Origin of the sequence: Streptomyces sp. NPDC014764, assembly GCF_043082785.1 — a bacterium.
Lineage (GTDB): Bacteria > Actinomycetota > Actinomycetes > Streptomycetales > Streptomycetaceae > Streptomyces > Streptomyces althioticus.
This window is the reverse complement of the sequence record NZ_JBIBXY010000008.1, coordinates 114,392-140,877: the sequence shown is the minus strand read 5'-3', so window position 1 is coordinate 140,877 and position 26,486 is coordinate 114,392. Positions and strand designations below refer to the sequence as shown.

General features: G+C 72.7%; 19 protein-coding genes and 1 riboswitch. Of the genes, 4 read left to right on the top strand and 15 right to left on the bottom strand.

Annotation, left to right across the window (positions count from 1 at the left end; translation table 11 throughout):
• Positions 1-116 precede the first annotated feature (116 nt).
• From eno to ACF1AG_RS21550, 8 genes are all read right to left on the bottom strand, one after another.
• Positions 117-1,406 (bottom strand): phosphopyruvate hydratase, encoded by a 1,290-nt coding sequence (eno, locus tag ACF1AG_RS21585; RefSeq protein ID WP_359601105.1) that lies wholly within the window; start codon positions 1,404-1,406, stop codon positions 117-119.
• Between the two features lie 268 nt (positions 1,407-1,674).
• A complete protein-coding gene (locus ACF1AG_RS21580; RefSeq protein ID WP_387797642.1) occupies positions 1,675-2,376 on the bottom strand; it encodes a transglycosylase family protein in 702 nt (233 codons plus the stop codon).
• Positions 2,377-2,380: 4 nt separating this feature from the next.
• A riboswitch (cyclic di-AMP (ydaO/yuaA leader) is annotated at positions 2,381-2,549 on the bottom strand.
• Positions 2,550-2,768: 219 nt separating this feature from the next.
• A complete protein-coding gene (locus ACF1AG_RS21575; RefSeq protein WP_391810215.1) occupies positions 2,769-3,713 on the bottom strand; it encodes a transglycosylase family protein in 945 nt (314 codons plus the stop codon).
• 192 nt (positions 3,714-3,905) lie between these two features.
• Positions 3,906-5,186 (bottom strand): cytochrome P450, encoded by a 1,281-nt coding sequence (locus ACF1AG_RS21570; protein WP_359601102.1) that lies wholly within the window; start codon positions 5,184-5,186, stop codon positions 3,906-3,908.
• A gap of 389 nt (positions 5,187-5,575) precedes the next feature.
• Positions 5,576-6,550 (bottom strand): nucleoside triphosphate pyrophosphohydrolase, encoded by a 975-nt coding sequence (locus ACF1AG_RS21565; protein WP_359601101.1) that lies wholly within the window; start codon positions 6,548-6,550, stop codon positions 5,576-5,578.
• Positions 6,551-6,569: 19 nt separating this feature from the next.
• Positions 6,570-7,217, bottom strand: a complete 648-nt coding sequence (locus tag ACF1AG_RS21560; RefSeq protein WP_359601100.1) for a SurA N-terminal domain-containing protein — start codon at positions 7,215-7,217, stop codon at positions 6,570-6,572.
• Between the two features lie 159 nt (positions 7,218-7,376).
• The gene (locus tag ACF1AG_RS21555; RefSeq protein WP_359601131.1) at positions 7,377-8,873 is read right to left on the bottom strand and encodes a protein kinase; all 1,497 of its coding nucleotides are present in this window, start codon (positions 8,871-8,873) and stop codon (positions 7,377-7,379) included.
• 38 nt (positions 8,874-8,911) lie between these two features.
• Positions 8,912-9,559 (bottom strand): hypothetical protein, encoded by a 648-nt coding sequence (locus tag ACF1AG_RS21550; protein ID WP_359601099.1) that lies wholly within the window; start codon positions 9,557-9,559, stop codon positions 8,912-8,914.
• 84 nt (positions 9,560-9,643) lie between these two features.
• On the opposite strand from ACF1AG_RS21550, the gene ACF1AG_RS21545 reads away from it, so the two are divergent.
• Positions 9,644-9,796, top strand: coding sequence for a hypothetical protein (locus ACF1AG_RS21545; RefSeq protein ID WP_359601098.1), 153 nt, complete (start codon positions 9,644-9,646; stop codon positions 9,794-9,796).
• Positions 9,797-10,013: 217 nt separating this feature from the next.
• On the opposite strand, the gene ACF1AG_RS21540 is transcribed toward ACF1AG_RS21545, so the two are convergent.
• Positions 10,014-10,766 (bottom strand): HNH endonuclease family protein, encoded by a 753-nt coding sequence (locus tag ACF1AG_RS21540; RefSeq protein WP_033278134.1) that lies wholly within the window; start codon positions 10,764-10,766, stop codon positions 10,014-10,016.
• Positions 10,767-10,966: 200 nt separating this feature from the next.
• Here ACF1AG_RS21540 and ACF1AG_RS21535 point away from each other — a divergent pair, with 200 nt between their 5' ends.
• Complete coding sequence (locus ACF1AG_RS21535) at positions 10,967-11,152, top strand: antitoxin (RefSeq protein WP_359601097.1); 186 nt, start codon at positions 10,967-10,969, stop codon at positions 11,150-11,152.
• A gap of 78 nt (positions 11,153-11,230) precedes the next feature.
• Here ACF1AG_RS21535 and mfd read toward each other — a convergent pair whose 3' ends face one another.
• The 3 genes from mfd to ACF1AG_RS21520 all read right to left on the bottom strand — a co-directional run bounded on the left by mfd (position 11,231) and on the right by ACF1AG_RS21520 (position 18,363).
• Positions 11,231-14,764 (bottom strand): transcription-repair coupling factor, encoded by a 3,534-nt coding sequence (gene mfd / locus ACF1AG_RS21530; RefSeq protein WP_391810214.1) that lies wholly within the window; start codon positions 14,762-14,764, stop codon positions 11,231-11,233.
• 234 nt (positions 14,765-14,998) lie between these two features.
• Entirely contained in the window at positions 14,999-17,578 is a 2,580-nt protein-coding gene (locus tag ACF1AG_RS21525) for an ABC transporter permease (RefSeq protein ID WP_391810213.1), read from the bottom strand.
• Positions 17,575-18,363 (bottom strand): ABC transporter ATP-binding protein, encoded by a 789-nt coding sequence (locus ACF1AG_RS21520; protein ID WP_359606983.1) that lies wholly within the window; start codon positions 18,361-18,363, stop codon positions 17,575-17,577. The genes ACF1AG_RS21525 and ACF1AG_RS21520 overlap by 4 nt, the downstream gene beginning before the upstream one ends.
• Positions 18,364-19,018: 655 nt before the next feature.
• On the opposite strand from ACF1AG_RS21520, the gene ACF1AG_RS21515 reads away from it, so the two are divergent.
• Both ACF1AG_RS21515 and ACF1AG_RS21510 read left to right on the top strand, forming a co-directional pair.
• Positions 19,019-19,507 (top strand): DUF485 domain-containing protein, encoded by a 489-nt coding sequence (locus ACF1AG_RS21515; protein WP_359606985.1) that lies wholly within the window; start codon positions 19,019-19,021, stop codon positions 19,505-19,507.
• Positions 19,508-19,536: 29 nt separating this feature from the next.
• Positions 19,537-21,120 carry a cation acetate symporter gene (locus ACF1AG_RS21510; RefSeq protein WP_359606987.1) on the top strand — a complete coding sequence of 528 codons (1,584 nt, stop codon included), beginning with the start codon at positions 19,537-19,539 and terminating at the stop codon, positions 21,118-21,120.
• A gap of 338 nt (positions 21,121-21,458) precedes the next feature.
• On the opposite strand, the gene ACF1AG_RS21505 is transcribed toward ACF1AG_RS21510, so the two are convergent.
• The 3 genes from ACF1AG_RS21505 to ACF1AG_RS21495 all read right to left on the bottom strand — a co-directional run bounded on the left by ACF1AG_RS21505 (position 21,459) and on the right by ACF1AG_RS21495 (position 26,377).
• Complete coding sequence (locus tag ACF1AG_RS21505; protein ID WP_359752098.1) at positions 21,459-22,376, bottom strand: cellulose-binding protein; 918 nt, start codon at positions 22,374-22,376, stop codon at positions 21,459-21,461.
• 185 nt (positions 22,377-22,561) lie between these two features.
• Complete coding sequence (locus ACF1AG_RS21500; RefSeq protein WP_391810212.1) at positions 22,562-25,348, bottom strand: SUKH-4 family immunity protein; 2,787 nt, start codon at positions 25,346-25,348, stop codon at positions 22,562-22,564.
• A 9-nt stretch (positions 25,349-25,357) separates the two neighbouring features.
• Positions 25,358-26,377: an SMI1/KNR4 family protein gene (locus ACF1AG_RS21495; protein WP_359604114.1), complete on the bottom strand. Its 1,020-nt coding sequence runs from the start codon at positions 26,375-26,377 to the stop codon at positions 25,358-25,360.
• Positions 26,378-26,486 lie beyond the last annotated feature (109 nt).

Sequence of the window (26,486 nt, the reverse complement as noted above, 5' to 3'; positions counted from 1 at the left end):
GTTCCCGCCTCTCGTTCGGTCTCATACACGCGTACGTCCCCGCACACGGTACGGGACCGGGTACGGGGACGTACGTACGACGCTTCCTGCGGGGCCGAGGTCAGCCCCTGCAGTGCCTACTGGTTCGCGGAGCGGAACCGGGGGAACGCGCTGCGGCCGGCGTACACCGCGGCGTCGTCGAGGATCTCCTCGATGCGCAGCAGCTGGTTGTACTTGGCGACGCGCTCGGAGCGGGCCGGGGCACCGGTCTTGATCTGGCCGCAGTTGGTGGCGACGGCCAGGTCGGCGATGGTGACGTCCTCGGTCTCGCCGGAGCGGTGGGACATCATGCACTTGAAGCCGTTGCGCTGGGCCAGCTCGACGGCGTCCAGGGTCTCGGTCAGCGAACCGATCTGGTTCACCTTCACCAGCAGGGCGTTGGCGGCACCCTCCTCGATGCCGCGGGCCAGGCGCTCGGGGTTGGTGACGAACAGGTCGTCACCGACGAGCTGGACCTTGTCACCGAGCTTGTCGGTGATGATCTTCCAGCCCTCCCAGTCGTCCTCGAACAGCGGGTCCTCGATGGACACGAGCGGGTACGCGTCGACGAGCTCCGCGTAGTACTCGGTCATCTCGGCGGCCGTGCGCTCCTTGCCCTCGAAGGTGTAGACGCCGTCCTTGTAGAACTCGGAGGCGGCCACGTCGAGGGCCAGGGCGATCTGCTCGCCGGGGGTGTAGCCGGCTTCCTCGATCGCCTCGAGGATGAGGTCGAGGGCCTCGCGGTTGGAGCCGAGGTTCGGGGCGAAGCCGCCCTCGTCGCCGAGGCCGGTGGCCAGGCCCTTGCCCTTCAGCACCTTCTTGAGGGTGTGGTAGACCTCGGCGCCCCAGCGCAGCGCCTCGGAGAAGGACTCCGCGCCGATCGGGGCGATCATGAACTCCTGGATGTCCACGTTGGAGTCGGCGTGCGAGCCGCCGTTCAGGATGTTCATCATCGGCACCGGCAGCAGGTGCGCGTTCGGGCCGCCCAGGTAGCGGAACAGCGGCAGGTCGCTGGCCTCGGAGGCGGCGTGCGCGACGGCGAGCGAGACGCCGAGGATGGCGTTGGCGCCGAGCGAGCCCTTGTTGTCGGTGGCGTCCAGGTCGAACATCGCCTGGTCGATCAGGCGCTGCTCGGTGGCGTCGTAGCCGACGAGCTCCGGGCCGATCTGCTCGATGACGGCCAGCACGGCCTTCTCGACGCCCTTGCCCAGGTAACGGCCGGCGTCGCCGTCACGGAGTTCGACGGCCTCGAAGGCGCCGGTGGAGGCGCCGGACGGGACGGCGGCACGACCCGTGCTGCCGTCGTCGAGGCCGACCTCGACCTCGACCGTGGGATTGCCTCGGGAGTCCAGGATTTCCCGGGCTACGACGACGTCGATGGACGGCACGAGCATCTCCTTCTTGGGATGTGACGCGGGTGAGCGGGGCCGCGGGGGCCCTGCGGGTCCGAGCCTAACCGGCTCCGGGCGATCGGCCATCTCGCCGCCCGCCTCATGGACAGAACCGAGAGTAAATTGTTTCCGAGCGGAACAAAGCCCGTTGGGCAAACCGTGACCGTAATGCGTCCGGACATGACCCCGCCCCGGTGCGTACGGGGGAAGAAACGCACCGGGGCGGGGAGCCCGTGGGAACGGGGAGGGACCTGGCGGTCTGCCCTTACTTCAGGTGCAGCTGCTGGCCCGGGTAGATGAGGTCGGCGTCGTCGACGATGTCGTCGTTCAGCTCGAACAGCTTGGCCCAGCCGCCCTTGACGTCGTGCTCGGCGGCGATGGAGCTGAGGGTGTCGCCCTTGACGACCTTGTACTCGCCGTCACCCTTCTCGACCTTCTTGCCGGTCGGGGTGGTGACGGTCTTCTTCTCGGCCTTCTTCTCGGCCTTCGGCGCGGCCGGGCGCTCGGCGGAGCGGGAGGCCTTCTGCTCGCTCTCACGCGACTCGGCGGAGCCGGACTCCTGCGAGGAGCCCTCGGCGGAGCCGCCGTCGTAGGAGGCGTTGGACAGGCCGGTGCCGCAGACCGGCCAGGCGCCCTTGCCCTGGCCCGCGAGGACCTTCTCGGCGATCTCGATCTGCTGGGCCTTGGTGGCCTGGTCGGCGGTGGCGGCGTACTGGGTGCCGCCGTAGCCGGCCCAGGTGGAGGCGGAGAACTGCAGACCGCCGTAGTAGCCGTTGCCGGTGTTGATGGACCAGTTGCCGCCGGACTCGCACTGGGCGACGGCGTCCCACTCGGACGCGGTGGCCGCGGAGGCGGTGCCGGACGCCATCAGCGGGCCGGCGACGGCGGCGCCGGCGACACCGGCGATGGCGATGGCGCGAGTGGCCTTGGACGGACGACGGTGCTTGCCCTTGCCGGAAAACAGCATGGATGGATCCCCTCACCGACGCCTACGAGGTGAGCTGTCGGGTTCGGGCCGGTTGAGTTGCCCGGCCACGTCCCTCCCGGGACGCGGCTTCACCCCGAGCCGTACCGGACGTCAACCGTCCGGTCGCGGCACTTACCTGGGTCCCCCGCTCCTGCCTACGGCGCATGACGCGACGACTGTTCCCGTGCTGCCACTGGCAGGATTCGGCGTGGCGGCAGCCGGGGCCCGCGATGGCGAGCGGTCACGACCGTAAGCACGCGATCGGCGGAATATCAAAGATGATCAGGGCCTCTGAGACCTATCTCTCACAGTCCTTATTACGGACATTCAGCCCTTATCGCTCCGTCAACTGCCGCCGCTCCCGGGCGCCTTCGACCGCCCCTCTCCGGCCGCTATTCGGCGGTCCCACCGTCCACCAGAAGTCGCTGACCGGGCAGGATGAGGTTCGGGTCGTCGCCGATGACCCGCTGGTTCTCGACGTAGAGCGCCGTCCATCCGCCGGTCAGGGCAAGGGAGTCGGCGATGGAAGTCAGACTGTCGCCGTCCTGGACGGTGTAGCGGTCGTCGGCGATACCCGCGGGCGTGCCCGTGGGAGGTGAGGCGTGCCGGCCGGACGACGGGGTCCCGGCGCCGGCGGTCCCGCCCTCCTGCGCGCTGGGGCCGCGATGGCGGCCCGAGCCGTTGCTCTCGGACTCGGCGGCGGTCGAAGAACCGGCGCTCTGCCCGGACTTGTCCGACTCGTCACCTTCGGGGGTGGCGGAGGCGGACGGGGAGGCTCCAGGGTTCGCGTCACTCTTCGTCTCACGGGATGAATCGGATGAACCCGACCGGTCCGACGAGGAGGCGGAAGAGGAAGTATCACCTGTTTCCGGCGTACCGGACGGGGTGGTCGTCCCGCCGGTCCGGGTGTCGTCGTCGTCCGTGCCGGTCGGCACGCCCGGGTCGACGTCCGGGGACGCGGTGTCCTGGTTCAGCCCCGTGAGCAGGCCGCAGGCGCGCCACTTGCCGACACCCTGGTCGGCGAGGATTCTCTCGGCCACGGTGATCTGCTGGTTGCGGCTGGCCGCGTCGGCGCTGGGCGCGAACTCCAGGCCGCCGTGGTTCTCCCAGTCCTCCTGGGTCAACTGCAGGCCGCCGTAGTAGCCGTTACCGGTGTTCTGGCTCCAGGAGCCGCCGCTCTCGCACTCCGCGACCCGGTCCCAGGTCTCACCGTCCGCCGCACTGGCGGCGCCCGCCCCGAGGAGCGGGATCGCGATCGCGGATCCGGTCACCCCGGCGGCGACGAGCAGAGCCGGAGCCTGGCGGGGGCGACGGTGTCGGCCGTTCCCGGAGAGCATGCGGAAGCCTTTCACTCGGCAACAAAGACCGGTACGGGCGAGCAGAACCGTGCCGCGCGCCGTACTTGATGGGTGAACGTATAGGCAGTCGATCACTTGTCACAAGTTCATGCCGTGCAGATCACATGAAGATCACAGAGTTGAGCATGCCTCAGGTTTCCGCACACCGGCCCCCGGGCACGGACAGGAAGGTCAGGTCTGCCCTGAACGCGGAGGGGAGAATTCCACCGGAAGCGTGCGGAGTCCCCGCATGATGAGGCCGCCGCGCCAGCGCAGTTCGGCCGGATCGGCGGCGAGCCGGAGGTCCGGAAGGCGCGTCAGAAGCGTGGCGAGCGCGGTCTGTCCCTCCAGGCGCGCGAGCGGGGCGCCCAGGCAGTAGTGGATGCCGTGCCCGTACCCCAGGTGCTGGTTGTCGCGCCGGCCCAGGTCCAGGGTGTCCGGGTCGGCGAACCGCTCCGGGTCCCGGTCGGCCGCGGCCAGCACGACGAGCACCGGGTCGCCGGTCTCGATCCGCTGCCCGCCGATGACGACCGGCTCCGTGGCGAACCGCCAGGTCGCCATCTCCACCGGGCCGTCGTGGCGCAGCAGTTCCTCCACGCCGGTCTCCAGCAGCCCGTGGTCCCCCTCGGCCAGCGCCCGCTGCAGACGCTCCCGCTGCTCGGGGTGGGTGAGGAGGGCGTAGGTGCCGTTGCCGATGAGGTTGACCGTCGTCTCGAAGCCGGCGAAGAGGAGGATGAACGCCATCGCGGCGGCCTCGTTCTCCGTGAGGTGCTCGCCGTGGTCGGAGGCGCGGATCAGACCCGAGATGAGGTCCTCGCCGGGGACGGGCTCGGCGGGCAGCGCCTGACGCTTGCGGTGGATCAGCTCGGCGAGGTAGCCGCGCATCTTCTTCACCGACCGTGCCACTCCGCCGCGGGGGCCGCCACCGTGACGGATCATCATGCCCGCCCAGTCCCGGAAGTCGTCCTGGTCCTCGCGCGGGACGCCGAGCAGGTCGCAGATGGCGTAGATGGGAAGGGGGAAGGCGAAGTCGTGGATGAGGTCGGCGGTGTCGCCGCCGCGCGTGAAACGGTCGATGAGGTCGTCCGTGAGCTCCTGCACGCGGGGAGCGAACTCGGCGACGCGGCGGGGGGTGAAGGCCTTGCTGACCAGGCGGCGCAGGCGGGTGTGGTCCGGGGGGTCGATGTTCAGCAGGTGCGTCATGAGGTCGGCCTGCCGCTCGCCCGGGATCCCGGTCTTCCCCTTCGCGTGCGCGGGCTCGTCGTGGTGCGCGGGGTTCTTCGACAGGCGGTTGTCGGCGAGGGTCTGACGGGCGTCGGCGTAACGGGTGACCAGCCAGGCGTCCACGCCGCTGGGGAGCTTGGTCTTGTGCACGGGGGCGTGTTCGCGGAGCCAGGCGTAGGCGGGGTAGGGGTTGGCTGCGAACTCCCAGGTGAAGAGGTCGGGGGGTGAGGGGGGTGACTGGTCACGCATGGGGCGACCCTAACGGGCGGGGGTTGCGGGGCGGGGGCCTGTGCGGGTGGGTGAGGGCTGAGTGCGCAGTTCCCCGCGCCCCTTCAGGAGGGGGGTGGCTCGCGCCGCCGGGCCCGTGCGGGTGCGTGGGGGCAGGGCGCGCAGTTCCCCGCGCCCCATCAAGAGGGGGTGGCTCGCGCCGCCGGGCCCGTGCGGGTGCGTGGGGGCAGGGCGCGCAGTTCCCCGCGCCCTGGGGGGTGGCTCGCGCCATACATCCTGTGCGGGTGCGTGGGGGTTGAGCGCGCAGTTCCCCGCGCCCCTATCGGGGCGCTGAGGGTTCGGTGCACCTATAGGGGCGCGGGGAACTGCGCGGACGGGGGTTCGGGGGCGGAGCCCTCGAGGTGGGGAGGTCAGGCGCGTGCGTCTTGTTCGGTGGCGCGGATCGCGTCCCGGTACACACGCGCCGCAGCCCGCAGGGCAGCCTCCGCGTCCACGCCCTCCGCCTCCGCCCGCGCGGCCAGTGCGAGCAGCTCGTACCCGACCCCATCCCCGGAGGGAAGAGGAACGGACAGCCCCGCCGACCGCACCCGCGACGCCAGCTTGGTGGCGAGGGCCAGCGCCGGCTGCCCCGTCGGCACCCCGTCCGTGACGGACTCCCTCCGCTTCTCCTCCGCCTTCGTCCGCATCCAGTGCGCCTTGACCTCCTCCGGCGTCCGCGCCGTCTCCTCCCCGAAGACGTGCGGATGCCGGTGGACGAGCTTGGCGACGATCCCGCCCGCGACGTCGTCGATCGAGAACGGCTCCTCCGCGTGCTCCTCGGCGATGCGCGCGTGGAAGACGACCTGGAGCAGCACGTCCCCCAGTTCCTCGCGCAGCTCGTCCCGGTCGCCGTCCTCGATGGCCTCGACGAGCTCGTACGCCTCCTCGATGCCGTACTTGGCGAGCCCTTCGTGGGTCTGCTGGGAGGACCAGGGGCACTCGGCGCGGATACGGTCCATGACCTGCACCAGGTCGAGCAGGCGGGCGCCCGGCAGGTCGTAGGAGGCGGGGAGGAGTTCCAGCTCGGGCATGGAGACCCGGCCGCTGCCTGCCATCCGCGCCAGTCCGTCGGTGAGCGCGGGCTCGCCCTCGCCGGTCGCGACGACGACCACCGTGCGGCCGCCGGCGCAGGCGTCGACGACCTCCTCGGCGGTGGGCGCGCCCTCCTCGACGGCTATCCCCGCCTCCCGCAGGTACGGAAGCTGCGGGTGGGCGCCGTCCGCGCACAGCACCCGGTCGGCCGTGCGCAGCGCCTGCCAGGCGGGCCAGGACAGCAGTCCTGGCGCGACCCGGTGGCTGGTGGTGAGCAGGACGACACGGCCGGAAGCGGGGCTGGTTGCGTTCACCCTTCGAAACTAGCCCACGTCACAGCCCCAGCGGCGGCCCGTCCACGGCGGTGACGTCCTTCACCCACGGCGTCTTCGCGTCGACCCGGCTGCTCTTCTCCGCGTCCCACTCGCCGTAGCGCGGGTTGAGGTCGACGTCGAGTTCCTTGCTCGCGTCGGACAGCGCCTTCCAGAACTCGGGGCGGCTGGTGTCGGTGCCGAGCTTCTGGGCGAGCTTCTGCGCCGTCACCTGGAGGCGGAGGTTCTCGTCGAGGCGCTGCGGCGGCACGCCGTACTGCTGGAGCCAGGCGGCCTCCAGCGCCTTCGCGCCGCCGGCCTGCTCCTCGAACTCGGCCCGGGTGCGCTGCACCTCGCGGTCGGAGACGGTCACCCCGGCGTCGCGCGCGGCACGCTCCAGCACCCGGTCCAGCACCATGCTGTGCAGGGTGTCGCGGGTCAGACCGCCGGTGCGGGCGATGGCCTGCTGGTACTGCGCCTCGTCCGGGACGGCCTCCCGCTGGGCGGCGCGCACCTCGTCGACGCGGTTCTCCAGCTGCGACACGGTGATCCGCTCCCCGCCGACCACGGCCGCCGCACCGGGGTGCGCGTCGTTGCCGCAGGCGGTGAGCAGAGGGGCCGCGGCGATCGCGGCGGTGAGGAGGAACGCGGTGCGACGACGGCGGTGCAAGGAAACCTCCTGAGGAGAGCTTGTGCGGCGGTGCACAAAGTCTTGCGGTGATCGATGGTAGGCATCGGCCAAGCTCTGGCCAACCCATTCGACCAACGATTCACGGCGACTTCCGGCACCGCCGCGCCCGCCGTCTCCCCCGCGCGGGTCCGGCCGCGGTCACCCGCGCATCTGCCCCAGCCACTGGAGGGTGCGCCGGACGTCCGCCGCGAGCGGGTGCCCGGGCCCCTGGACGCGCTCCACGTCGTGCAGCAGCCGCACCAGCGTGTCGTGCGCGGCGGGCCGGTCGCCGAGGGCGAGCAGCAGATGCCCGATGCGGCGCCGCACGTCGTGGGCCTGCTGGGGGTCCCCGGCGGCCACGTACCGGTTCTCGTAGTACGGCAGCAGCGCCCGGTACTCGGCGAGGGCCGCCGCCGGGTCGCCGAGCTGCTCCAGGCACTGGGCTGCCTCGTAGCGGTGGCGCAGCGACTGCGGGTCGGCCTGGCCCGCCTCGGCGGCGCGCTCGTCGGCGAGGCGCCGCAGCTCGGGCAGGGCGCGCCGGTACTGGCCGTCGTCGAGGAGCGTGGCCGCGTACTGCTTGCGCAGGGTGCGCACCACCGGCGAGTGCTCGCCGTGCTGTTCGGCGGCGACCGGGAGGATCGAGCCGAGGATGTCGACGGCCTGGGTGATGCGGCCCTCGCCGAGCAGCCGCTTCACCTCGTCCACGGCGGCGGCCACGTCGGCCTTCTCCGCCGTCGGCGCGGGCGGCGCGGCGGGAGCGGGCTGCGGTGCCGGGGTCCGTGCCCGGTCCGGCCAGGGGGCGTGCGGGCGCAGGAAAGGACGGGTGGGGTCCAGCGGGGCGCCGGTGGGCGTGCCCCGTGAAGGCAGCAGCAGCGCCAGGTGTTCGTACACCTCCTGCGCGGAGTCCGGGCGGTGCTGCGGGTCCTTGGCGAGGAGCCGCAGCACCAGGGCCTCCAGCGCCTCCGGCACCTCGGGGCGCAGCCGCCGCACCGGCACGGGCGGCTCGTACAGGTGCCGGTGCAGCACGCCGAGCGCCGTGGAGCCGGAGAACGGCACGTCCCCGCTGAGCAGTTCGTGCATCAGCACGCCGAGCGCGTACAGGTCGGTGTACGGGCCGACGGCGCCGCCCATCGCCTGCTCGGGCGCCATGTAGGCGGGCGAGCCGATGGGGGTGCCGGTGTGGGTCAGGCGGGTGGTGTCGGCGTCCATCACGGAGGCCACGCCGAGGTCGAGGACGGTGACCGTGCCGTCCTGCTTCACCATCACGTTCCGGGGCTTGAGGTCGCGGTGGACGATCGGCACCGCGTGCACGGCGCTGAGCACCGCGCACAGCTGCGCGGCGACCGCGACCGCCCACTGCCACGGGTACGGGTCGTGCTCGGCGAGGTGGTCGCCGAGGTCGGCGCCGTCGACGAACTGCATGACGAGGAAGAGCTCCTCGCCCTCGCTGCCCGCGTCGTGCACGGTGACCAGGCCGGGGTGGTCGACCTGAGCGGTCACCCGGCACTCGCGCACGAAGCGGCGGCGCAGCTCGTCGGCCTCGTGCCCGGCCACCTTGTCGGGGCGCAGCAGCTTCACCGCCACGCGCCGGTCCAGCCGCTTGTCGTAGGCCGTCCAGACCTGTCCCATGCCGCCCTGGCCGATGAGCGTGGACAGTTCGTACCGGCCGGCGACGACCCGTCCCGCCGCCGCGCTCACCGTCCGCCCTCGTGGTCACCCTGCGGCCGCTGCTGTCCGTCCTGCCGGCGCAGGTAGTCGCTGAGCTCGTCGAGCTCGGCGCGCACCTGGTCGATCCGGGCGGGCGCGGGCCCCTGCGGCGGCTGCGCCTGCGGCGGGGGCACGGGGGCGGTGGAGGGCGGCACGGGGCCGGGGTACGGGGTGTGCGGAGGCTGCGGCTGCGACAGGGCGGTGGGCCCGTACGGCGAGGCCGGCTGCGGATAGCCGTAGGGGGCGGGGCCGCCGGGGGCGTGGACCGTGGTGGCGTGCGGCGAGGGCGGCACCGGGCCGCCGTACGGGCCGCGCTGCCGGGGCAGGCGGATGTCGACGATCAGGTAGTACGCGCTGGAGCACGCGCCGAGCAGGAGGAGGAAGGCGAGGGCCACGTCGGTGCGCCAGTCGGTCTCCTCGAAGGAGCCCATCACGACCATGGCGGTGACGGAGAGCGGGATGCTCGCCCATGCCGCTATCCAGTCGAAGACCCGCCCGCGCAGCACCGCGATGCGGAACAGCGGCACGGCGGACAGCATCCCGCAGCACAACACCCCGGAGGCCGCGTACAGCACGCGCTGCGTGATGACCGAACCCGAGCTGGGTGGGGGCGGCGGCGCGCCGTGGCCGTACATGCTGCTCCTGGACGGGTGTAGCCGATGTGTGGACTCCGGTGGAGAGTCCGAGCGTATAGGTCCACGGCGACAACCGGTCCCGTGATGTACCGAACCGTTGCCGTACCGGAGCAGGGGCGGACGCCGCTCCGGGGCGACCGTCCCGTCCGTGAGCCCGGCGTACGTCCCGCGCACGAGCTGCTCGCCGAGGCGTCCGGCCGCCCTGAGCGCCCCCTCGAACGCCTCCAGGGCGTGTAACCGCTCGCCGTGGCACCGCTGTTCGTCCGGTGCGAGGCGCGGGAGCCGGCCTGCGCCGTCGGTGTCCGCCGGGGCGGCAGCCGTCGGGCGTGGGTCAGGCCGGCGTCGTGGTCGAGGAGTTCGACGACCAACGCCGTGCGGGCCGGGCCGTTCCCCGACGCCGCCGTCCCGGTCGAAGGCGCCCCAGGCGTGGACGCGCGTCCACGCATCCTCGGGATCAGACCCCGCACTGCTCCCGCATGGTCTCCTTGTCCGCCTTCGTCACGGGCATCTCGTACTTCACGGCGACCTGGGCGAAGCGGACGGCGTAGGCGCAGCGGATGCCCTTGCTGGGCGGGAGCCAGGACGCCGGGCCGGAGTCGCTCTTGGCGGAGTTGGCGCTTCCGTCGACGGGGAGGAGGTTGAGCGGGTCGTTGGCCAGCTGGCGGCGCTTGGCCTCGGACCAGCGGGAGGCGCCCATCTGCCAGCTGTAGGAGAGCGGCACGACGTGGTCGATCTGCACCTCGGCGGCCTTCTGCTTGCGCCACTCGATGGTCTTGCCGGTGTAGGGGTCGGCCAGGGTCAGGGACACGACGACGCAGTCGGAGCCGGAGCGGAAGCGCAGCTCCTGACCGTCCCGCTGGAGGATGTCGTTGCGCGTGTCGCAGCCGTTCCGGGCGAGGGGCACACCGTCGGCGGTGTCCATCCACGCGTATCCGTATTCGTCGCGGTCGTAGCCGGTCTTGGGGCCGCGGCCCTTGGTGGCGACCTTGTCGATGAGGGCGGCGGCTTCGGCCCGCTCCTGTGCGTCACGGACGGGGGCGAGGCCGGGGCGGGTGCCGTCCGGGTTGTCCAGCGGGCTCGCCGCGCGTCCGTCGGGGGCCGGGGCCCCGCTGCCGCCGGACGCGGGGACGTCCACGTCGGGTATGGACTCGCATCCCGCGAGGAGGACCACCGCGACGGCGGCCGCCGCTCCTCCCGCGCGCCGCATCCTGCTGCCCCACCCCAGGTCTCGCGTCACCGCGCCCCTCCCTCGTTCTGCTGTTCTGCTCCGAACCTGCCCCGGTGGGAGCGGTCCATCCGGAAGCTCACCGTAACGAGCGAGTGGTCCAGACCTGTCTCCGCCTACTTGGGCGTTCGACACGATCGGCGCGTATGGTCGGATTTGAGCCACTTCGGAAGGAGCTCTGGATGGGCATCCTCGACAAGTTCAAGGGCAACAAAGCGGCGCACAAGGCGGCACACAAGGCCTCCGACGCCGCGGAGAAGAAGGCGAACGAGAGGACCGGCGGCAAGTACGAGCAGCAGGTCGACTCCGGCCAGCAGCAGGCCGAGCGCCGGCTCGGCATGGAGCGCGACCGTCCCGACCAGCCGTAGGACCTCACGCAGAACTCAGGGCCGTCCGCGATGCGCCTCGCGCGCACCGCGGACGGCCCTGCTTTCGGTACAGCGGGGTCAGGACCCGAGCACCGAGGTGAGGAACTCCCCCACCCAGCCGAGCAGGTCCCGCCCGACCAGCGGCTTCCCGCCGACCTTCGCGGTCTTCGGCCGCGGCACCAGCACCTGCCGGGACGTCGGCTTGATCACCGAGCCGGGATAGAGACGCTTGAGCCGCAGCTCCTGCGACTCGCGCAACTCCACCGGCGCGAACCGGATGTTGTTGCCCTGCAGGACGATCTCGCCGACCGCGCAGGCCCGCGCGAGCATCCGCAGGCCCGCCACCAGCAGCAGGTTCTCCACCGGCTCCGGCAGCTTGCCGTAGCGGTCGACCAGCTCCTCGCGGACGGCGGCGATGTCCTCCTCGCTGTTGGCGGAGGCGATCGCCCGGTACGCCTGGAGGCGCAGCCGCTCGCCGGGCGCGTAGTCGTGCGGGACGTGCGCGTCGACCGGCAGCTCGATCTTCACCTCGAGCGGCGGCTCCTCCTCGATCTCGCCGGTCTCCAGCTGGCGCCGGTAGTCCGCGACGGCCTCGCCGACCATGCGGACGTACAGGTCGAAGCCGACGCCCGCGATGTGCCCGGACTGCTCGCCGCCGAGCAGGTTGCCCGCGCCGCGGATCTCCAGGTCCTTCATCGCCACGTACATGCCCGCGCCCATCTCGGTGTGCTGCGCGATGGTCGCGAGACGCTCGTGCGCGGTCTCCGTCAGCGGCTTCTCCGGCGGGTACAGGAAGTACGCGTACCCCCGCTCGCGGCCGCGGCCGACCCGGCCGCGCAGCTGGTGCAGCTGGGAGAGGCCGAAGTTGTCGCCGCGCTCGACGATCAGGGTGTTGGCGTTGGAGATGTCGATGCCGGACTCGACGATCGTCGTCGACACCAGCACGTCGAACTTCTTCTCCCAGAAGTCGACGACGACCTGCTCCAGCGCCTGCTCCGACATCTGGCCGTGGGCGGTCGCGATGCGCGCCTCCGGCACGATCTCGCGGAGCCGGGCCGCCGCCCGGTCGATGGACTCGACGCGGTTGTGGATGTAGAAGACCTGGCCCTCGCGCAGCAGTTCACGGCGGATGGCGGCGCCGATCTGCCGCTGGTCGTAGGGGCCGACGAAGGTGAGCACCGGGTGGCGCTCCTCCGGCGGGGTGGTGATCGTCGACATCTCCCGGATGCCGGTGACCGCCATCTCCAGGGTCCGCGGGATCGGCGTGGCGGACATGGTGAGCACGTCGACGTTGGCGCGGAGCTTCTTCAGCTGTTCCTTGTGCTCGACTCCGAACCGCTGTTCCTCGTCGACGATGACCAGGCCCAGGTCCTTGAACTTGGTCTCGGACGAGAACAGCCGGTGAGTGCCGATGACGATGTCCACCGAGCCGTCCTTCAGCCCTTCCAGGACCGCCTTCGCCTCGGTGTCGGTCTGGAAGCGGGACAGGGCACGCACCTTCACCGGGAACTGCGCGTACCGCTCGCTGAACGTCCCGAAGTGCTGCTGCACCAGCAGCGTCGTCGGCACCAGCACCGCGACCTGCTTGCCGTCCTGCACGGCCTTGAAGGCGGCTCGCACCGCGATCTCGGTCTTGCCGTAGCCGACGTCGCCGCAGACCAGCCGGTCCATGGGGATCGACTTCTCCATGTCCTCCTTCACCTCGGCGATGGTCGTCAGCTGGTCGGGCGTCTCCGCGTACGGGAAGGCGTCCTCCAGCTCGCGCTGCCAGGGGGTGTCCTGCCCGAAGGCGTGGCCCGGCGCCGCCATCCGCGCGCTGTACAGCTTGATCAGGTCGGCGGCGATCTCCTTGACGGCCTTCTTGGCGCGCGCCTTGGTCTTGGTCCAGTCGGCGCCGCCGAGCCGGTGCAGGGTGGGGGCCTCGCCGCCGACGTACTTGGTGATCTGTTCGAGCTGGTCGGTGGGGATGTAGAGGCGGTCGCCGGGCTGGCCGCGCTTGGCGGGGGCGTACTCCACGACCAGGTACTCGCGGGTGGCGCCCTGCACGGTGCGCTGCACCATCTCGATGTACCGGCCGACGCCGTGCTGCTCGTGGACGATGTAGTCGCCCGCCTCCAGCGTGAGCGGGTCGATGGTCTTGCGGCGCCGGGCGGGCATCCGGGCGCCCTCGCGGCCGGACGCCTTCTGGCCGGTCAGGTCGGTCTCGGTGAGCACGGCCAGCTTGAGCGCCGGGGCGACGAAGCCGTGGTCGATGCAGCCGCAGGACACGTGCACGACGGACGGGGTCAGCTCGCCCAGGTCGTTGTCGAGGCGGGCGGCGATGCCCTCCCCGCCGAGCACCTCGACGGTGCGGGCGGCCGGGCCGTGGCCCTCGGTGACGTAGGCCGTGCGCCAGCCGTCGGCGAGCCAGCCCTTGGTGTCGGCGAGCGCCCGCGCGGTGTCGCCGCGGTAGCTCTCGGGGGCGTGCAGGCCCAGCTTGAGCGTGTCGGCGTCGAGCTCCTCGTCGGCGGCGAACGGCGACACCGTCCACCACAGCATGTCCAGCTCGCGGGCCCGGTCCCGGACGTCGGCGAGGGACCACAGGGAGGCCGCGCCGACGTCGATGGGCGCCTCGCCCCCGCCGGCGGTGGCCGCCCAGGACGCCTGGAGGAACTCCTGCGAGGTGGCGACCAGGTCGGACGCACGCGTGCGCACCCGCTCCGGGTCGCAGACGACGGTCATGGCGCCCTTGGGCAGCACGTCCAGCAGCAGCTCCATGTCGTCGACGAGGACCGGCGCGAGGGACTCCATGCCCTCCACCGCGATGCCCTCGGCGATCTTCCCGAGCAGCTCGCCCAGCTCCGGATGCTCCTCGGCGAGGACCCGCGCCCGCTCGCGCACCTCGTCGGTGAGCAGCAGCTCGCGGCAGGGCGGCGCCCACAGGCCGTGCTCGGCGACCTCCAGGGACCGCTGGTCGGCGACCTTGAAGTAGCGGATCTCCTCGATGTCGTCGCCCCAGAACTCCACCCGCAGGGGGTGCTCCTCGGTGGGCGGGAAGACGTCGAGGATGCCGCCGCGCACCGCGAACTCGCCGCGCTTCTCCACCAGCTCCACGCGCGCGTACGCGGCTGCGGCGAGGGCGTCGACGACGTTGTTGAGGTCGGCGCTCTGTCCCGTGCGCAGGGAGACGGGCTCCAGGTCGCCGAGGCCCTTGACCTGCGGCTGGAGCACGGAGCGCACGGGGGCGACGACGACGGAGACGGGGCCGGTCTCGGGGTCGTCGGGGCGGGGGTGGGCCAGGCGCCGCAGCACGGCGAGGCGGCGGCCGACGGTGTCGCTGCGGGGGCTGAGCCGCTCGTGCGGCAGCGTCTCCCAGGACGGGTACTCCACGACGCCCTGGGGCGGGAGCAGCGAGCGCAGGGCGGCCGCCAGGTCCTCCGCCTCGCGGCCCGTGGCCGTCACGGCGAGGACGGGACGGCCGGCGTCACGGGCCAGGGCGGCGACCGCGAAGGGACGGGCCGCGGGCGGGCCGACGAGGTCGACGTGCATGCGGTTGCCGTCGGCGGCGGCCGTGACCGCTTCCGCGAGGGCGGCGTCCTTGACGACGGCGTCGAGCAGACCGTGCAGGCTCATGCGGGGCGGAATCCCTTCCGGGGATGTGCAACACGACGGGCCCGACGCGCGCCGCGGGCCGGGGGTGTCCAGGGTACGTCGCCCCGCCGACAGCCGCCGGGGCTGTGGACGACGACGGGCCACGCGTCTCCCTCACCGCACGCGCCGGCGCCGGAAGGCCCCCCGTGGGACCTTCCGGCGCCGGTCTCCCCGCAACCCCCGTGTGCGGTGGACCCTTGCCGCTCCTGCCCGCCGCTACTCGGTGGCGATGGCGTTCAGGACGTTCATCCGGCCGGCCCGGAAGGCCGGGACCAGCGCGGCGAACAGTCCGACGAACGCCGATCCGACGAACACCCCGGCGATGGTGGGCCACGGGATGTCGAGGACCTTCAGACCCTCCAGGGCGAGGAGCTGCTGGGCGGTGGCGCCCCAGCCGAGGCCCAGTCCGAGGCCCAGCAGGGCGCCGAACAGGGCGATCACGACCGACTCCATGCGGATCATGCGGCGCAGCTGGCGGCGCGAGAGGCCGATGGCCCGCATCAGGCCGATCTCCCTGGTGCGCTCCACCACCGACAGGGCCAGGGTGTTCACCACGCCGAGGACCGCCACGACGATCGCCAGGGCGAGCAGGCCGTAGACCATGTTCAGCAGCTGGCCGATCTGGTCCTGCAAGGCCTCCTTGTAGTCGGTCTGGTCGCGCACCTGGTACTGCGGGAAGCCGTCCAGCGACTTCTTGAGCGCCGCGTACGCGGCGTCCTTGTGCCCGTCCTCGGCCGAGACGAAGACCAGCTGGTCCAGCGGCATCTTGTCCGCCGGGACGTACCTGGCGAGGGTGTCGATGGAGGTGTACATCGCGCCCGCGTCGACCACGCCCTCGCTGCTGGTGATGGCGCGGACCGTCAGGGAGCCGGTCGTGCCGTCCTTGAAGGCGACCTCGATCTTCGAGCCGAGGGTGACGTCGTGGTCCTTGGCGTAGTCCTCGTGCACGGACATCGAGTCGGGCAGGTAGGCGTCCTCGAGCTTGCCGGCGACGGTCTCGACCCGCAGGTCGGTGGCGTACGTCGGGTCGGCGGCGGTGATCGCGGTGTCTTCGCTGGTCTTCCCGTCGGGCGTGGTGAAGTCGGCCTGGGTCCACTTGTACTCGGTGATCCGGTCCACGCCCGGTGTCGACCGCACGGCCTCGACGGCCTCCGGGGTGACCAGCTGCCCCTGGTCGTTCTGGATGATGAAGTCCGTGCCGACCGCCTTGTCGAGTTCCTCGCCGGCCGAGGCGACCATGGAGGAGCCGACCACGGACAGGCACGCCACCAGCGCGAGCCCGATCATCAGCGCGGCGCCGGTGGCACCGGTGCGGCGCGGGTTGCGCAGGGCGTTGCGTTCGGCCATGCGGCCCACGGGGCCGAAGGCCCGCAGCAGGACCGCGCCGAGGACCCGGACCACGCCGCTCGCGAGCACGGGGCCGACGACGACGAAGCCGATGAGGGACAGCACCACGCCAAGTCCCAGCCAGAGCGAGCCTTCGGTGGCCTTGTCCGCGCTGCCCGCCAGGTAGAGGGCGTAGCCGCCGGCGCCGGTGAGGACCAGGCCGATCAGGCCCCGGATGCGGCCGGCCTTGGCGTCGGCCGGGGTGCCGGCGTCGCGGAGCGCGGCCATCGGGGAGATCTTCCCGGCCCGCCGGGCGGGCAGGTAGGCGGCGAGGACGGTGACGACCACGCCGAGGAGCAGGCCGAGCGCGGGGGTCGTCCAGGCGATCGTGAGGTCACCGGTGGACAGCTCCATGCCCATGAGGCCCATGAGCTTCATCAGGCCGACCGCGAGTCCGATGCCCGCGCCGACGCCGAGGACCGATCCGACGACGCCGAGCAGCAGCGCCTCGATCAGCACGGACCGGTTGACCTGCTTGCGGGAGGAGCCGATGGCCCGCATCAGGCCGATCTCCCGGGTGCGCTGGGCGACCAGCATGGAGAAGGTGTTGATGATCAGGAAGATGCCGACGAGGAAGGCGATACCGGCGAAGCCGAGCATCGCGTACTTCAGGACGCCCATGAAGTCGCCGACGCTCTCCTTGTTGGCGTCCGCGCTCTCCTTGGCGGTCAGGACCTTGTAGTCGGTGCCGAGCGCGGTCAGGACGTTGCGCTTCAACTGGTCGTCGCTGACGCCGGCCGCGGCGGTGACGTTGACGTTGGTGTAGACGCCGCTCTCGCCGACCAGGGTCCGCTGGGCGGTCGCCGTGTCCAGGAAGAAGATCGCGGCGCCGGGGTTGGTGACGGTGAAGTCGGCGATGCCGGAGATCTTCGCGGTGTGCGTGCCGAGGGCGCTGATCACGCCGATCTCGTCGCCGAGCGCCAGGTCGTGCTTGTCGGCGGTTTCGGCGTCGACCATGATCTGGTCCGCGCCCTTGGGCGCCGCACCGTCGGTGATCTCCATGGTGCGGGCGTCGTTGCGGTTCCAGCTGCCGACGATGGTCGGGCCGCCGCTGGTGGGCGAGAGGCTGTCCTTGTCGCCGTCGACGACGGTCACCGAGGTGGAGAACACGGTGCCCTCGGCGGACTTCACGCCCTCTGCCCCGCGCACCTCGTCGACCACGGCCGCCGGTATCACCGGCGGCTTGCCGTTGCCGGAGGTCGTCTCGCCGCCGTCGGAGGCGTCCTTGGCGCTGACGGTGACGTCCGACGAGGTCGCCGCGAACAGCTTGTCGAAGGTGGTGCCCATGGTGTCCGTGAACACCAGCGTCCCGCAGACGAACGCCACCGACAGCAGCACCGCCACCGCCGACAGCGCCATGCGTCCCTTGTGCGCGAGGAAGTTGCGCATCGAGGTCTTGAGCACGGTCATGACGTGCGCCCCCGGGCGTCGAAGTCCTTCATGCGGTCCAGGACCTGCTCGGCGGTGGGCTGGTGCATCTCGTCGACGATGCGGCCGTCGGCGAGGTACAGCACCCGGTCCGCGTAGGAGGCGGCGACCGGGTCGTGGGTGACCATGACGATGGTCTGTCCCAGCTCGTCGACCGAGCGGCGCAGGAAGCCGAGCACCTCGGCGCCGGCGCGGGAGTCGAGGTTGCCGGTCGGCTCGTCACCGAAGATGATCTCCGGCCGGGCTGCCAGCGCCCGCGCCACGGCGACCCGCTGCTGCTGGCCGCCGGAGAGCTGCGTGGGCCGGTGCTTGAGCCGCTCCGCGAGCCCGACGGTCTGCACCACCCGGTCCAGCCAGGCCTTGTCGGGCTTGCGGCCGGCGATGTCCATGGGCAGCGTGATGTTCTCGAGCGCGTTGAGCGTCGGGAGCAGGTTGAACGCCTGGAAGATGAAGCCGATCCGGTCGCGGCGCAGCCGGGTGAGCTTCTTGTCCTTCAGCCCGGTGATCTCGGTGTCGTCCAGGTAGATCTGACCGCTCGTCACGGTGTCGAGCCCGGCGAGGCAGTGCATCAGCGTGGACTTGCCGGACCCCGAGGGGCCCATGATCGCGGTGAACTGACCGCGGGCGATGTCCACGTCGACGTGGTCGAGCGCGACGACACGGGTCTCCCCCGACCCGTACGCCTTCACGACCTGCCGCGCTCGCGCGGCAACGGCCGTAGTCCCTCCAGTACCCCCGTGCCTGGGAATGGTCACAGCCGATGTCACGGTAAGTCTCCTATGTCGGTCGTCAAGACAAAGCGGTGCTCCCGGCGGCCGCCCTGGTGTGCGGCGGCCGCCCGGTGCGTCGTGTGCGGTTCGTGCTTCAGTCTGGCGGGGGGAGGGGGCCCGGCGCGCTGGTGTTCAGCGCAGTCTTCTGCTGTGGAAAACCCCACCCCCGGTGCTGTGCTCCGCCACCCCCCAGCGGCGTAAAGCCAGGTTAAGGACGGGGGCGGCCCCGCCTCGTCCTCCGCCGGGACGAACCCTCCCCGAGCCGCAGTACGGAGGTGCCCCTAAGGGCTCTCCCCCGTGGGGCGGAGACCGTCTCGGGGTCGCTCCTCCCTTCGGCTCCCCCCGCCTCCTCCCGCCTGCGTCCGCGGACCGGGTCCGTCCGGCGCCGCCCAGCGTCCACCCTGCCGCCGCGTCAGGGTCAAGCGGAGTGGCCGCCGGTGGACAGCGCGATGTCCCGCGTACACCGCAAAAGTCGGAGTTAATCCGGGTAACACCCCAGCTCAGGGCATGTACCACCGTGAGAGCGCTCCCCCGCGCGCGAGTTGCGCCAAACCGTCGCGCTCCGCTCTACGCGCGAGTAACGTGCGGGCTCCGCTCCGCCACCCCCTCCCTGCGGTCCTCGCACGGACCCGAGCCACGCAAGGAGCACGGGATGCCCGCCGACCCCTTCCCCCCTCCGCCCGGCCCGCACCGTCCCCCGCCCCCGTACACCGATGGCCCGTACACGGATCCCCGTGCGGGCGTCCCGTACGCCGCCTCCCCGACCCACCACACCTACCCGTGGCTGCCGCCCTCCCCGCCCCCGCCCCGGCCGCACCGGGCTCCCCGGCACACCCCGCTGGGCCACCACAGCGACCTGCGCCGGCTGCGCCGCGCCTACCGCTGGCAGCGCCGCACCGCCACCCTCACCGCGCTCGGCTACTTCCTGCTCTTCCTGGTGCTGTCCGCGTTCGCGCCGTCCCTCATGACCGGCACCACCGCCGGTGTCCCCACCGGGCTGCTGCTCGCCGTGGGCCAGGTGCCCGTCACCTGGCTCGCCGTCGTCCTGTACGAGGCGACCGCGCGCCGCCGCGTGGACCCGCTGGCCGAGCTGATCCGCCGCCAGGCGGTCGTCGACGCACGGCGGGAGGCGGTCCGGTGAACCCGCTGTTCGGCGACACCGCCGAGACCATGTCCCTGGTGGGGTTCTCCGCCGTCGCCACCATCACCCTGCTGCTGTGCGTGCTGACCGGCCCCGACCGGGACGACCTCGACGAGTTCTACACCGGCTACAGCTCCCTCTCCCCCATGCGCAACGGTCTCGCGATCGCCGGTGACTACATCTCCGCCGCGACCGTCCTCGGCACGAGCGGCGTCATCGCCCTGTTCGGCTACGACGGCGTCGTCCTCGCGCTCAGCACCGCCCTGTCGCTGATGCTGCTGATGTTCCTGCTGGCCGAACCCCTGCGCAACGCGGGCCGGTTCACCATGGGCGACGCGCTCACCCGCCGTATGACGGGCGCCCGCTCGGTGCGGATCACCGCCAGTGTCGTCACCCTCGCCTCGCTGCTGCCCCTGATGCTGGTGCAACTCGCCGGCACCGGCCAGCTGATGGGGTTCATCCTCGGCTTCTCCGGCGAGTCGATGCAGACCGGGTGCATCGTCGGCGTGGGCGCGCTGATGATCGGTTACGCGGCGATCGGCGGCATGAAGGGAACCGCCCTCATCCAGATCCTGAAGATCGTGCTGCTGCTCGGCTCCGGCCTGGTGGTCGCCGCGCTGGTGCTGCACCGCTTCGACTGGAACCCGGGGGCCCTCTTCGACGCGGCCGCCGCGGGCAGCGGCACCGGCGACGCCTTCCTCGCGTCCGGGCTGCAGTTCACCGGCAGCGCGAGCCCCGGCATCGACATGATCAGCTCACATCTCACGGTGGTCCTCGGCGGCGCCTGCCTCCCCCACATCACCATGCGCATGTACACCGCGGACAGCGCCCGTCAGGTACGCCGCTCGATGTCCTGGGCGGTGTCCGGCGTGGCGCTGTTCGTGCTGGTCATCACGGTCGTCGGGTTCGGCGCGACCGCGCTGCTCGGGCGGGCCGTCGTCGCCGGGGCCGACCCGCGGGGCAACACCGCCTACCTGCTCGGCACGCGCGCGGTGTTCGGCGCGGAGGTGTCCACCGCGGAGACCGTCCTGTTCACCACCGTCACCACGGCGATCTTCCTGACCGTCCTCGCCTCCGTCGCCGGGATGATCCTCGCCTGCGCCAACTCCCTCGCGCACGACGTGTTCGCCGCCCGGGGGCGGGAGATGACGCCGCGCCGCGAGATGCTGCTGGCCCGCCTGTCCGCCGCGGCCGTCGGCGTCCCCGCGATCCTGCTGGCCACCCTGGTGCAGCACCACAGCCTGCACCCGCTGATCACGCTGTCGTTCTGCCTGGGCGCCTCGGCCATCGCCCCGGCCCTCGTCTACAGCCTCTTCTGGCGCCGCTACACGCGCACCGGCCTGCTCGCCACCCTCATCGGCGGGACGGTCTCCGTGCTGGTGCTGATGCCGGGCACCAACCTGGTCTCCGGCTCTCCCGTCGCCGCCTTCCCCGACGCCGGCTTCAACTGGTTCCCCCTCACCACCACCGGTCTGGTGTCCATCCCGTTCGGCTTCCTCTGCGGCTGGCTCGGCACCGTCGCCTCCGGCCGCGCCCGTGCGGAGGAACAGCGCCGCCAGTACGAGGCGGTGGAGGGCCGGATCCTCGCCGGCGCGATCCGCAGAAGGCCCTGACCTGCGCAGGACGCCGGCCGACGGAAGACCCGGACCGGTGACGGAGGCCGACCGACGGAAGGCCCGGGCCGATGCCGGACGCCCGCCGACGGAAGCCCCAAGCCGATACCGGACGCCCGCCGACGGAAGCCCCAAGCCGATACCGGACGCCCGCCGATGAAAGGCCCAGGCCGATGCCGGACGCCCGCCGATGAAAGACCCAGGCCGATGCCGGACGCCGGCCGATGAAAGGCCCAGGCCCGTCCGGGAGCCGGCCGACGGAAGGCCCAGGCCCGCGACGGACGCCGGCCGGCGGAAGGCCCAGGCCCGTGACGGAGGCCCGCCGGCCGTGCGAGGTGTCACTCCACCGCGCGGCCGGTCAGCGCGCTCAGGCTCGCGGACACGTGGTCCATCTGCATCTGCACGTCCTCCCGCCGGTCGGCGTGCTCCCGCAGCACCCGCTCGGTCTCCCGCTCGACGCCCTCCACCCGCGACTGCGCCTCGGCCAGCACCTCCGCCGCCCGCTCCCGCGCCTCGTCCGCGCAGCGCCTGGCCGCCTCCTCCGCGTCGGCGAACGCCTGCCGCGCCTCCGCCAGCACCTTCTCGGCGCGCTCCTCCGCCTCCGCCTGCCGGGCGTCCAGCTCCGCCGCCCGCGCCGCCTCCCCCTGCGCGACCTCGTCGAGCCGCTGCGCCTGCGCCCTGGCCTCCTCGGCGAGCAGTTCCGAGGTGCGCTCCCGCAACCTCCGCACCTCCACCAGCGCCTCGGTGCGCCGCTCCTTCACGTCGAGCCGCGCCTCGACACGGATCTCGTCGGCCCTCTCCCGCGCCGCGGCCAGCCGCTCCCGGGCGTACTCGTCGGCGACGGCGCGCAGCGTGGCCGCGTACGCCCGCGCTGTCCCCTCCACCCCGGCGGCGTCGTCCCGCGCCAGGTCCACCAGGTCCTGCGCGTGCTGCCGCGCCGACTCCCGCACGGCCGTGGCCTCCTCCAACGCCAGCAGGAACAGCCGCCGGGGGCCGTCGCCGAGCGACTCGTACGTCTGCTCCGGCAGCCCGGCCGCCCGCTCCCGCAGCCGTTCGAGCTCCTCCTCCATCTCCCGCGCCAGGACCGTCAGCCGCGCCGCGCGCTCCCAGGCGGCGTCCCGGTCGTCCGACAGCGCCTCGACGTACGCGATCACCTGGAGCGGGCGGTACCCGCGCCCCCGGCGGACGATCTCGAACCCCTGCGACGACACCGATGTGCTGCTGCTCACCCTGGAACCCCTTCCACCGACGGACATGAAGCCCAGCACGACGACCGAGCACAAAAAGGTATGAATCGCGCACATCTTGATCGATGTCGAGGAAGTGTTCATAACGCGACACTCCGCTCGGGCGGCCCTGCCACGGCGGACAGACGTGAGCCGGGCCCGGTCGTCGTCACGACCGGGCCCGGCTCACGGGTCACACCTTCAGCGGCGGCGGCTCACAGCAGCCCGTCCCACATCTGCTCCAGCAGCACCGACCACCAGCTCTCCGGCGACCCCAGCGCCGCCGGGTCCAGCGCGGCCAGCTGCGCCTGGAAGTCGACGGTCCAGCGGCCCGCCTGCTCCTGGTTCAGCCCGAACCGCAGGCGCCACATCCGGCCCAGCAGCGCCAGGCAGCGCGCGAACTCCGGCAGCCCGGTGTTCACGAACTGCGGCGGCACCGCCGTACCGCCCGGACCGGCCTCGACCGGCACCGCGACGATGTTCGCCGTGCCGTACTGCACACAGATCGCCTTGCCGAAGTCGCTGCCCATCGCCAGGTACGAGCCCGCGTCCGGCGCCGGCTGCACGCCCCGCTCCGCGGCCAGCTCCGCCAGCGTCGGCACCGGGCGGCCCGGCTGGGCCTGCGCCCAGAAGAACGGCCCCATGTCCGTCGGCAGACCCGCCGTCACCAGCGTGTGCGCCACCACCGGCGGCACGCCCTGACGGGACACCGCCGCCTGCTCGAACCGGAACACGCCCGGCCCGAACGCGGCCGCCAGCTCCTGCCCGATCGCCTCCGGCGGGATCGGCGGGGCCGGCTGCACCGGCGGGACCGGCGCCCGTACCGGGGCGGGACGCGCGGGACCGTCCGCCACCTGGTGCAGCTCGCCCTGATGGGCCAGCAGCTGCCGCATGCCCTGCTGCCGGCTCGCGTGGTCCGGGCCGTACGGCGCGATCGACGTGATGCGCGCCTGCGGCCACTGCTCGCGGATCATCCGCGCGCAGTACGCGCCCGGCAGCTCGCACGACTCCAGCTCCGTGTGCAGCTCCAGCACCTGGTTCGGCGGCACGTTCATCGCGCGCAGCTCGTGGAAGATCTGCCACTCCGGATGCGGGGTGCCCGGCGCGGAACGCCGGATCAGCTGCTGCTCGGAGCCGTCCTGCGCGCGGTAGCGCAGCACGGCCTGGTAGCCGGGACCGACGGTCGGCTGACCGGGCGGCTGCTGCGGATAGCCGTACGCCGGCGGCTGCCCCGGCGCGGGAGCGCCCGGCGGGGGCACGGCACCCGGAGGCATCGCCCCGGGCGCCATCGGCGGGGCACCGGGCGCACCGGGCGGCGCCGGCGGCGGAGGCGCACCGGGACCGCCGACGGGCGGTGCCGCCAGGACGGTCTCCGCGTGGTGCACCGGCGGGGCGCCGGGAGCATTGCCCGGGGCGCCGGACGGCTGGGGCGCGCCGGGCTGAGCGGGGCCACCCGGAGCTCCGGGCGGGCCCGGAGGCTGGGGCGCGCCGGGCGCACCGGGCCGGCCGGGAGGACCGGGCGGCTGAGGCGCGCCGGGAGCACCCGGGGCACCGTGCTGACCGGGCTGACCCGGAGCACCGGGCGGACCAGGAGGCTGGGGCGCACCCGGCTGGCCGGGAGGCTGAGGCGCACCCGGCTGACCCGGAGCACCGGGCGGGCCCGGAGGCGTGGACACCCCCGCGCCCGGGCTGTTCGGATCGGCGAGCATCGTCGCCGCGTGATGCACCCCGCCCGGAGGCGTTCCGGGCGCACCCGGCGCAGGCGGAGTCGGCGCCCCCGGCGGAGGCGTCTGCCCGCCGCCCGGATCCTCCGGCCCCTCCGCACCCAGCGACGACACCAGCTGCGTGGGCACATAGCCACTCCCGCCCTGCGCGGGAGCGGGCGCGGGCGCGGGCGTGCCGCCGGGTCGCGCACCCGGCGTCCCCGGGGCGCCCGGAGGCGGCGGGGGCGTCGGACCCTGCCCCCGCTTCGGCGGCGGAGTCGCCTTGCTGGTCGCGGCGTCGGCGATGTCACCGGCGTCCGTGCCGCCCGCAGCCGGCGGCGCCACGGGCGTACCCGGCGCCGGGGTGCCGGCTGCACCGGCCTGGGTGGGAGGCGGAGGCGTCGCAGGAGGACCCGCCTGGGCAGGAGGCGGCGGAGTCGACTGCCCCGCCTGAACCGCCGGCGCGACCGCCGTCGGCGGCAGCCGGCTGCCCCCCGACATCAGCGCCGTCTTCGCGTCGGGCGTCGCCGGAGCGTCCTCGCCCGGCTCCCGCACCTGCGGCGCGTACACGGTCTGCGGCAGCGGCACCGAGCGGTCCTCGCCCGCGTCCCCCGCGGTGTCCGTACCCGCCCACGGCGTGCCCTCGTCCGCACCGCCCCCGGCCGCCGGCCACGCCGAACCGCTGCCGTCGGAGGCGGACCCCGCGGCACCGGAACCCGCCGGGGACTCCTCCGAGCCACCCCCGTCCGCGCCCCGGCCCGCACCCGTGGACGACGCCGCCCAGCTCGCGTCGGGCGCACCGGCCTGCCCCGGCACCGCACCCGACGCCGACCCGGCACCGGACCCCGCGGACGCCGCCGCAGCCGCGCCCGAGGCCGCACCTCCGGCGCCACCCCCCGACGTCTCCCCACGCCGGTCCGGGATCCCCAGCCGGTCCGCCGCCTCCTGCAGCCACTCCGGCGGACTCAGCAGGAACGACGTCTGGTTCAGGTCCACCCGCGCCGCCGGCGCGGGCGCCGGTTCCTCCGCCGCCGCCTCGTCCCTGCCGTACTCCTCCTCGTACCTGCGAATCACCTCACCCACCGGCAGCGCCGGCCACAGCGTGGCCTCGCCGCTGTCCCGGGCGATCACCAGCCGCTGCCCGCCACCGTCCGAACGCGGACCGTCCGCACGGTCCTCCGCCCACACCACGAACCCGAGACCGAACTCCCGCACCCGCACCTCACGATGCTGGTACGCGGGCACGTCCCCGTTGACCCACTCCTCCGCGCGCTCCTGCGCCTGCGCGAACGTCACCATCGCTACGACTCACACTCCCGCGGAAGAAACCGGAACAGCACGCGCGAACCCGCCGTCCACCATCAGATTCGCAACCGTCTCCAACTCCGGAGGAGACCCCGCCAGCCGCGACAGGAACACGTCGAAATCCTCACCGCACGGCAGCAGCAGCCGCTCAACACGCTCCGCCGGCGGCCACGACGGATCCACGTCCCGCACATCGTCGTACGCGCAGAACCACACCGAACCCTGCCGCTCGCCCCGCACCTTCACGGCCAGCAGACCACCCTGCACGAACGCCACACACAGGTAGTCCTTCGTCAGATGGTCCCGCAGACACTTGTTCACATACACCAGGTCGTTCACCGCGGCCTCGTCCCGCACCGTGAAGAACGGCTGGTCCACCAGCAGACCCAGCTCCGCGTCCAACGCCGTACCCACCGGCGCACAACCGCCCGCCGCCTTCAGGAACGACCGGTACGCGCCCGGCAGCCGGTACCCGAGATCCTCCTCGACCCCCAGCACCTGCGACTCCGTCACCGCCACACCCGACTTCGGCAGCCCGAAATGCGCCGGACGCGTCTCCTGCAACGGCCGCGTGCCCCGCTTGCCGTGGTCCACCGCCGCCGTCGCCACACCACCGTGATGCCGCAACAACGCCTTCACCTCGACCGGCACCAGCTCAAGACGCCGCGTACCCGCCACGTGATGCCACGTCCAGCCATGCGGCGTCGCCACCGCCGGAACCGTGTCCCACAGCTCGTGACCCGTCGCCGCCAGCACCGCGTTCGCCGACACGAAATCCGTCAGCCGCAGCTCGTCCACACCGAAACCCTCCGGCGGATCCGCGATCTCCGCAGCCGCACGCGCATAGGGCGAGAAATCGGGGAAACCACGCTCGTCCACCCGCACACCTCTCGGGTGACGCGCCGCCCGCACCGGATCCGGGAAATGCACGACCTGCCCGGCATAAGCCGCGTTCGGCGGCGCGGAAGTTCCCCCAGCCTGGCGGCCGGGAGGCGCCCCCAGCCCGAGCCGACCTGTCGTCATGGCGGTTGCCCCCTGCGGCACTCTGTACGCCCCGCCCGCCCCACCCTCGGAGCCGTCACGGAACGTATTCGACTGTCACGTCTGTCTCGACTGCTTCACCACCACGAAC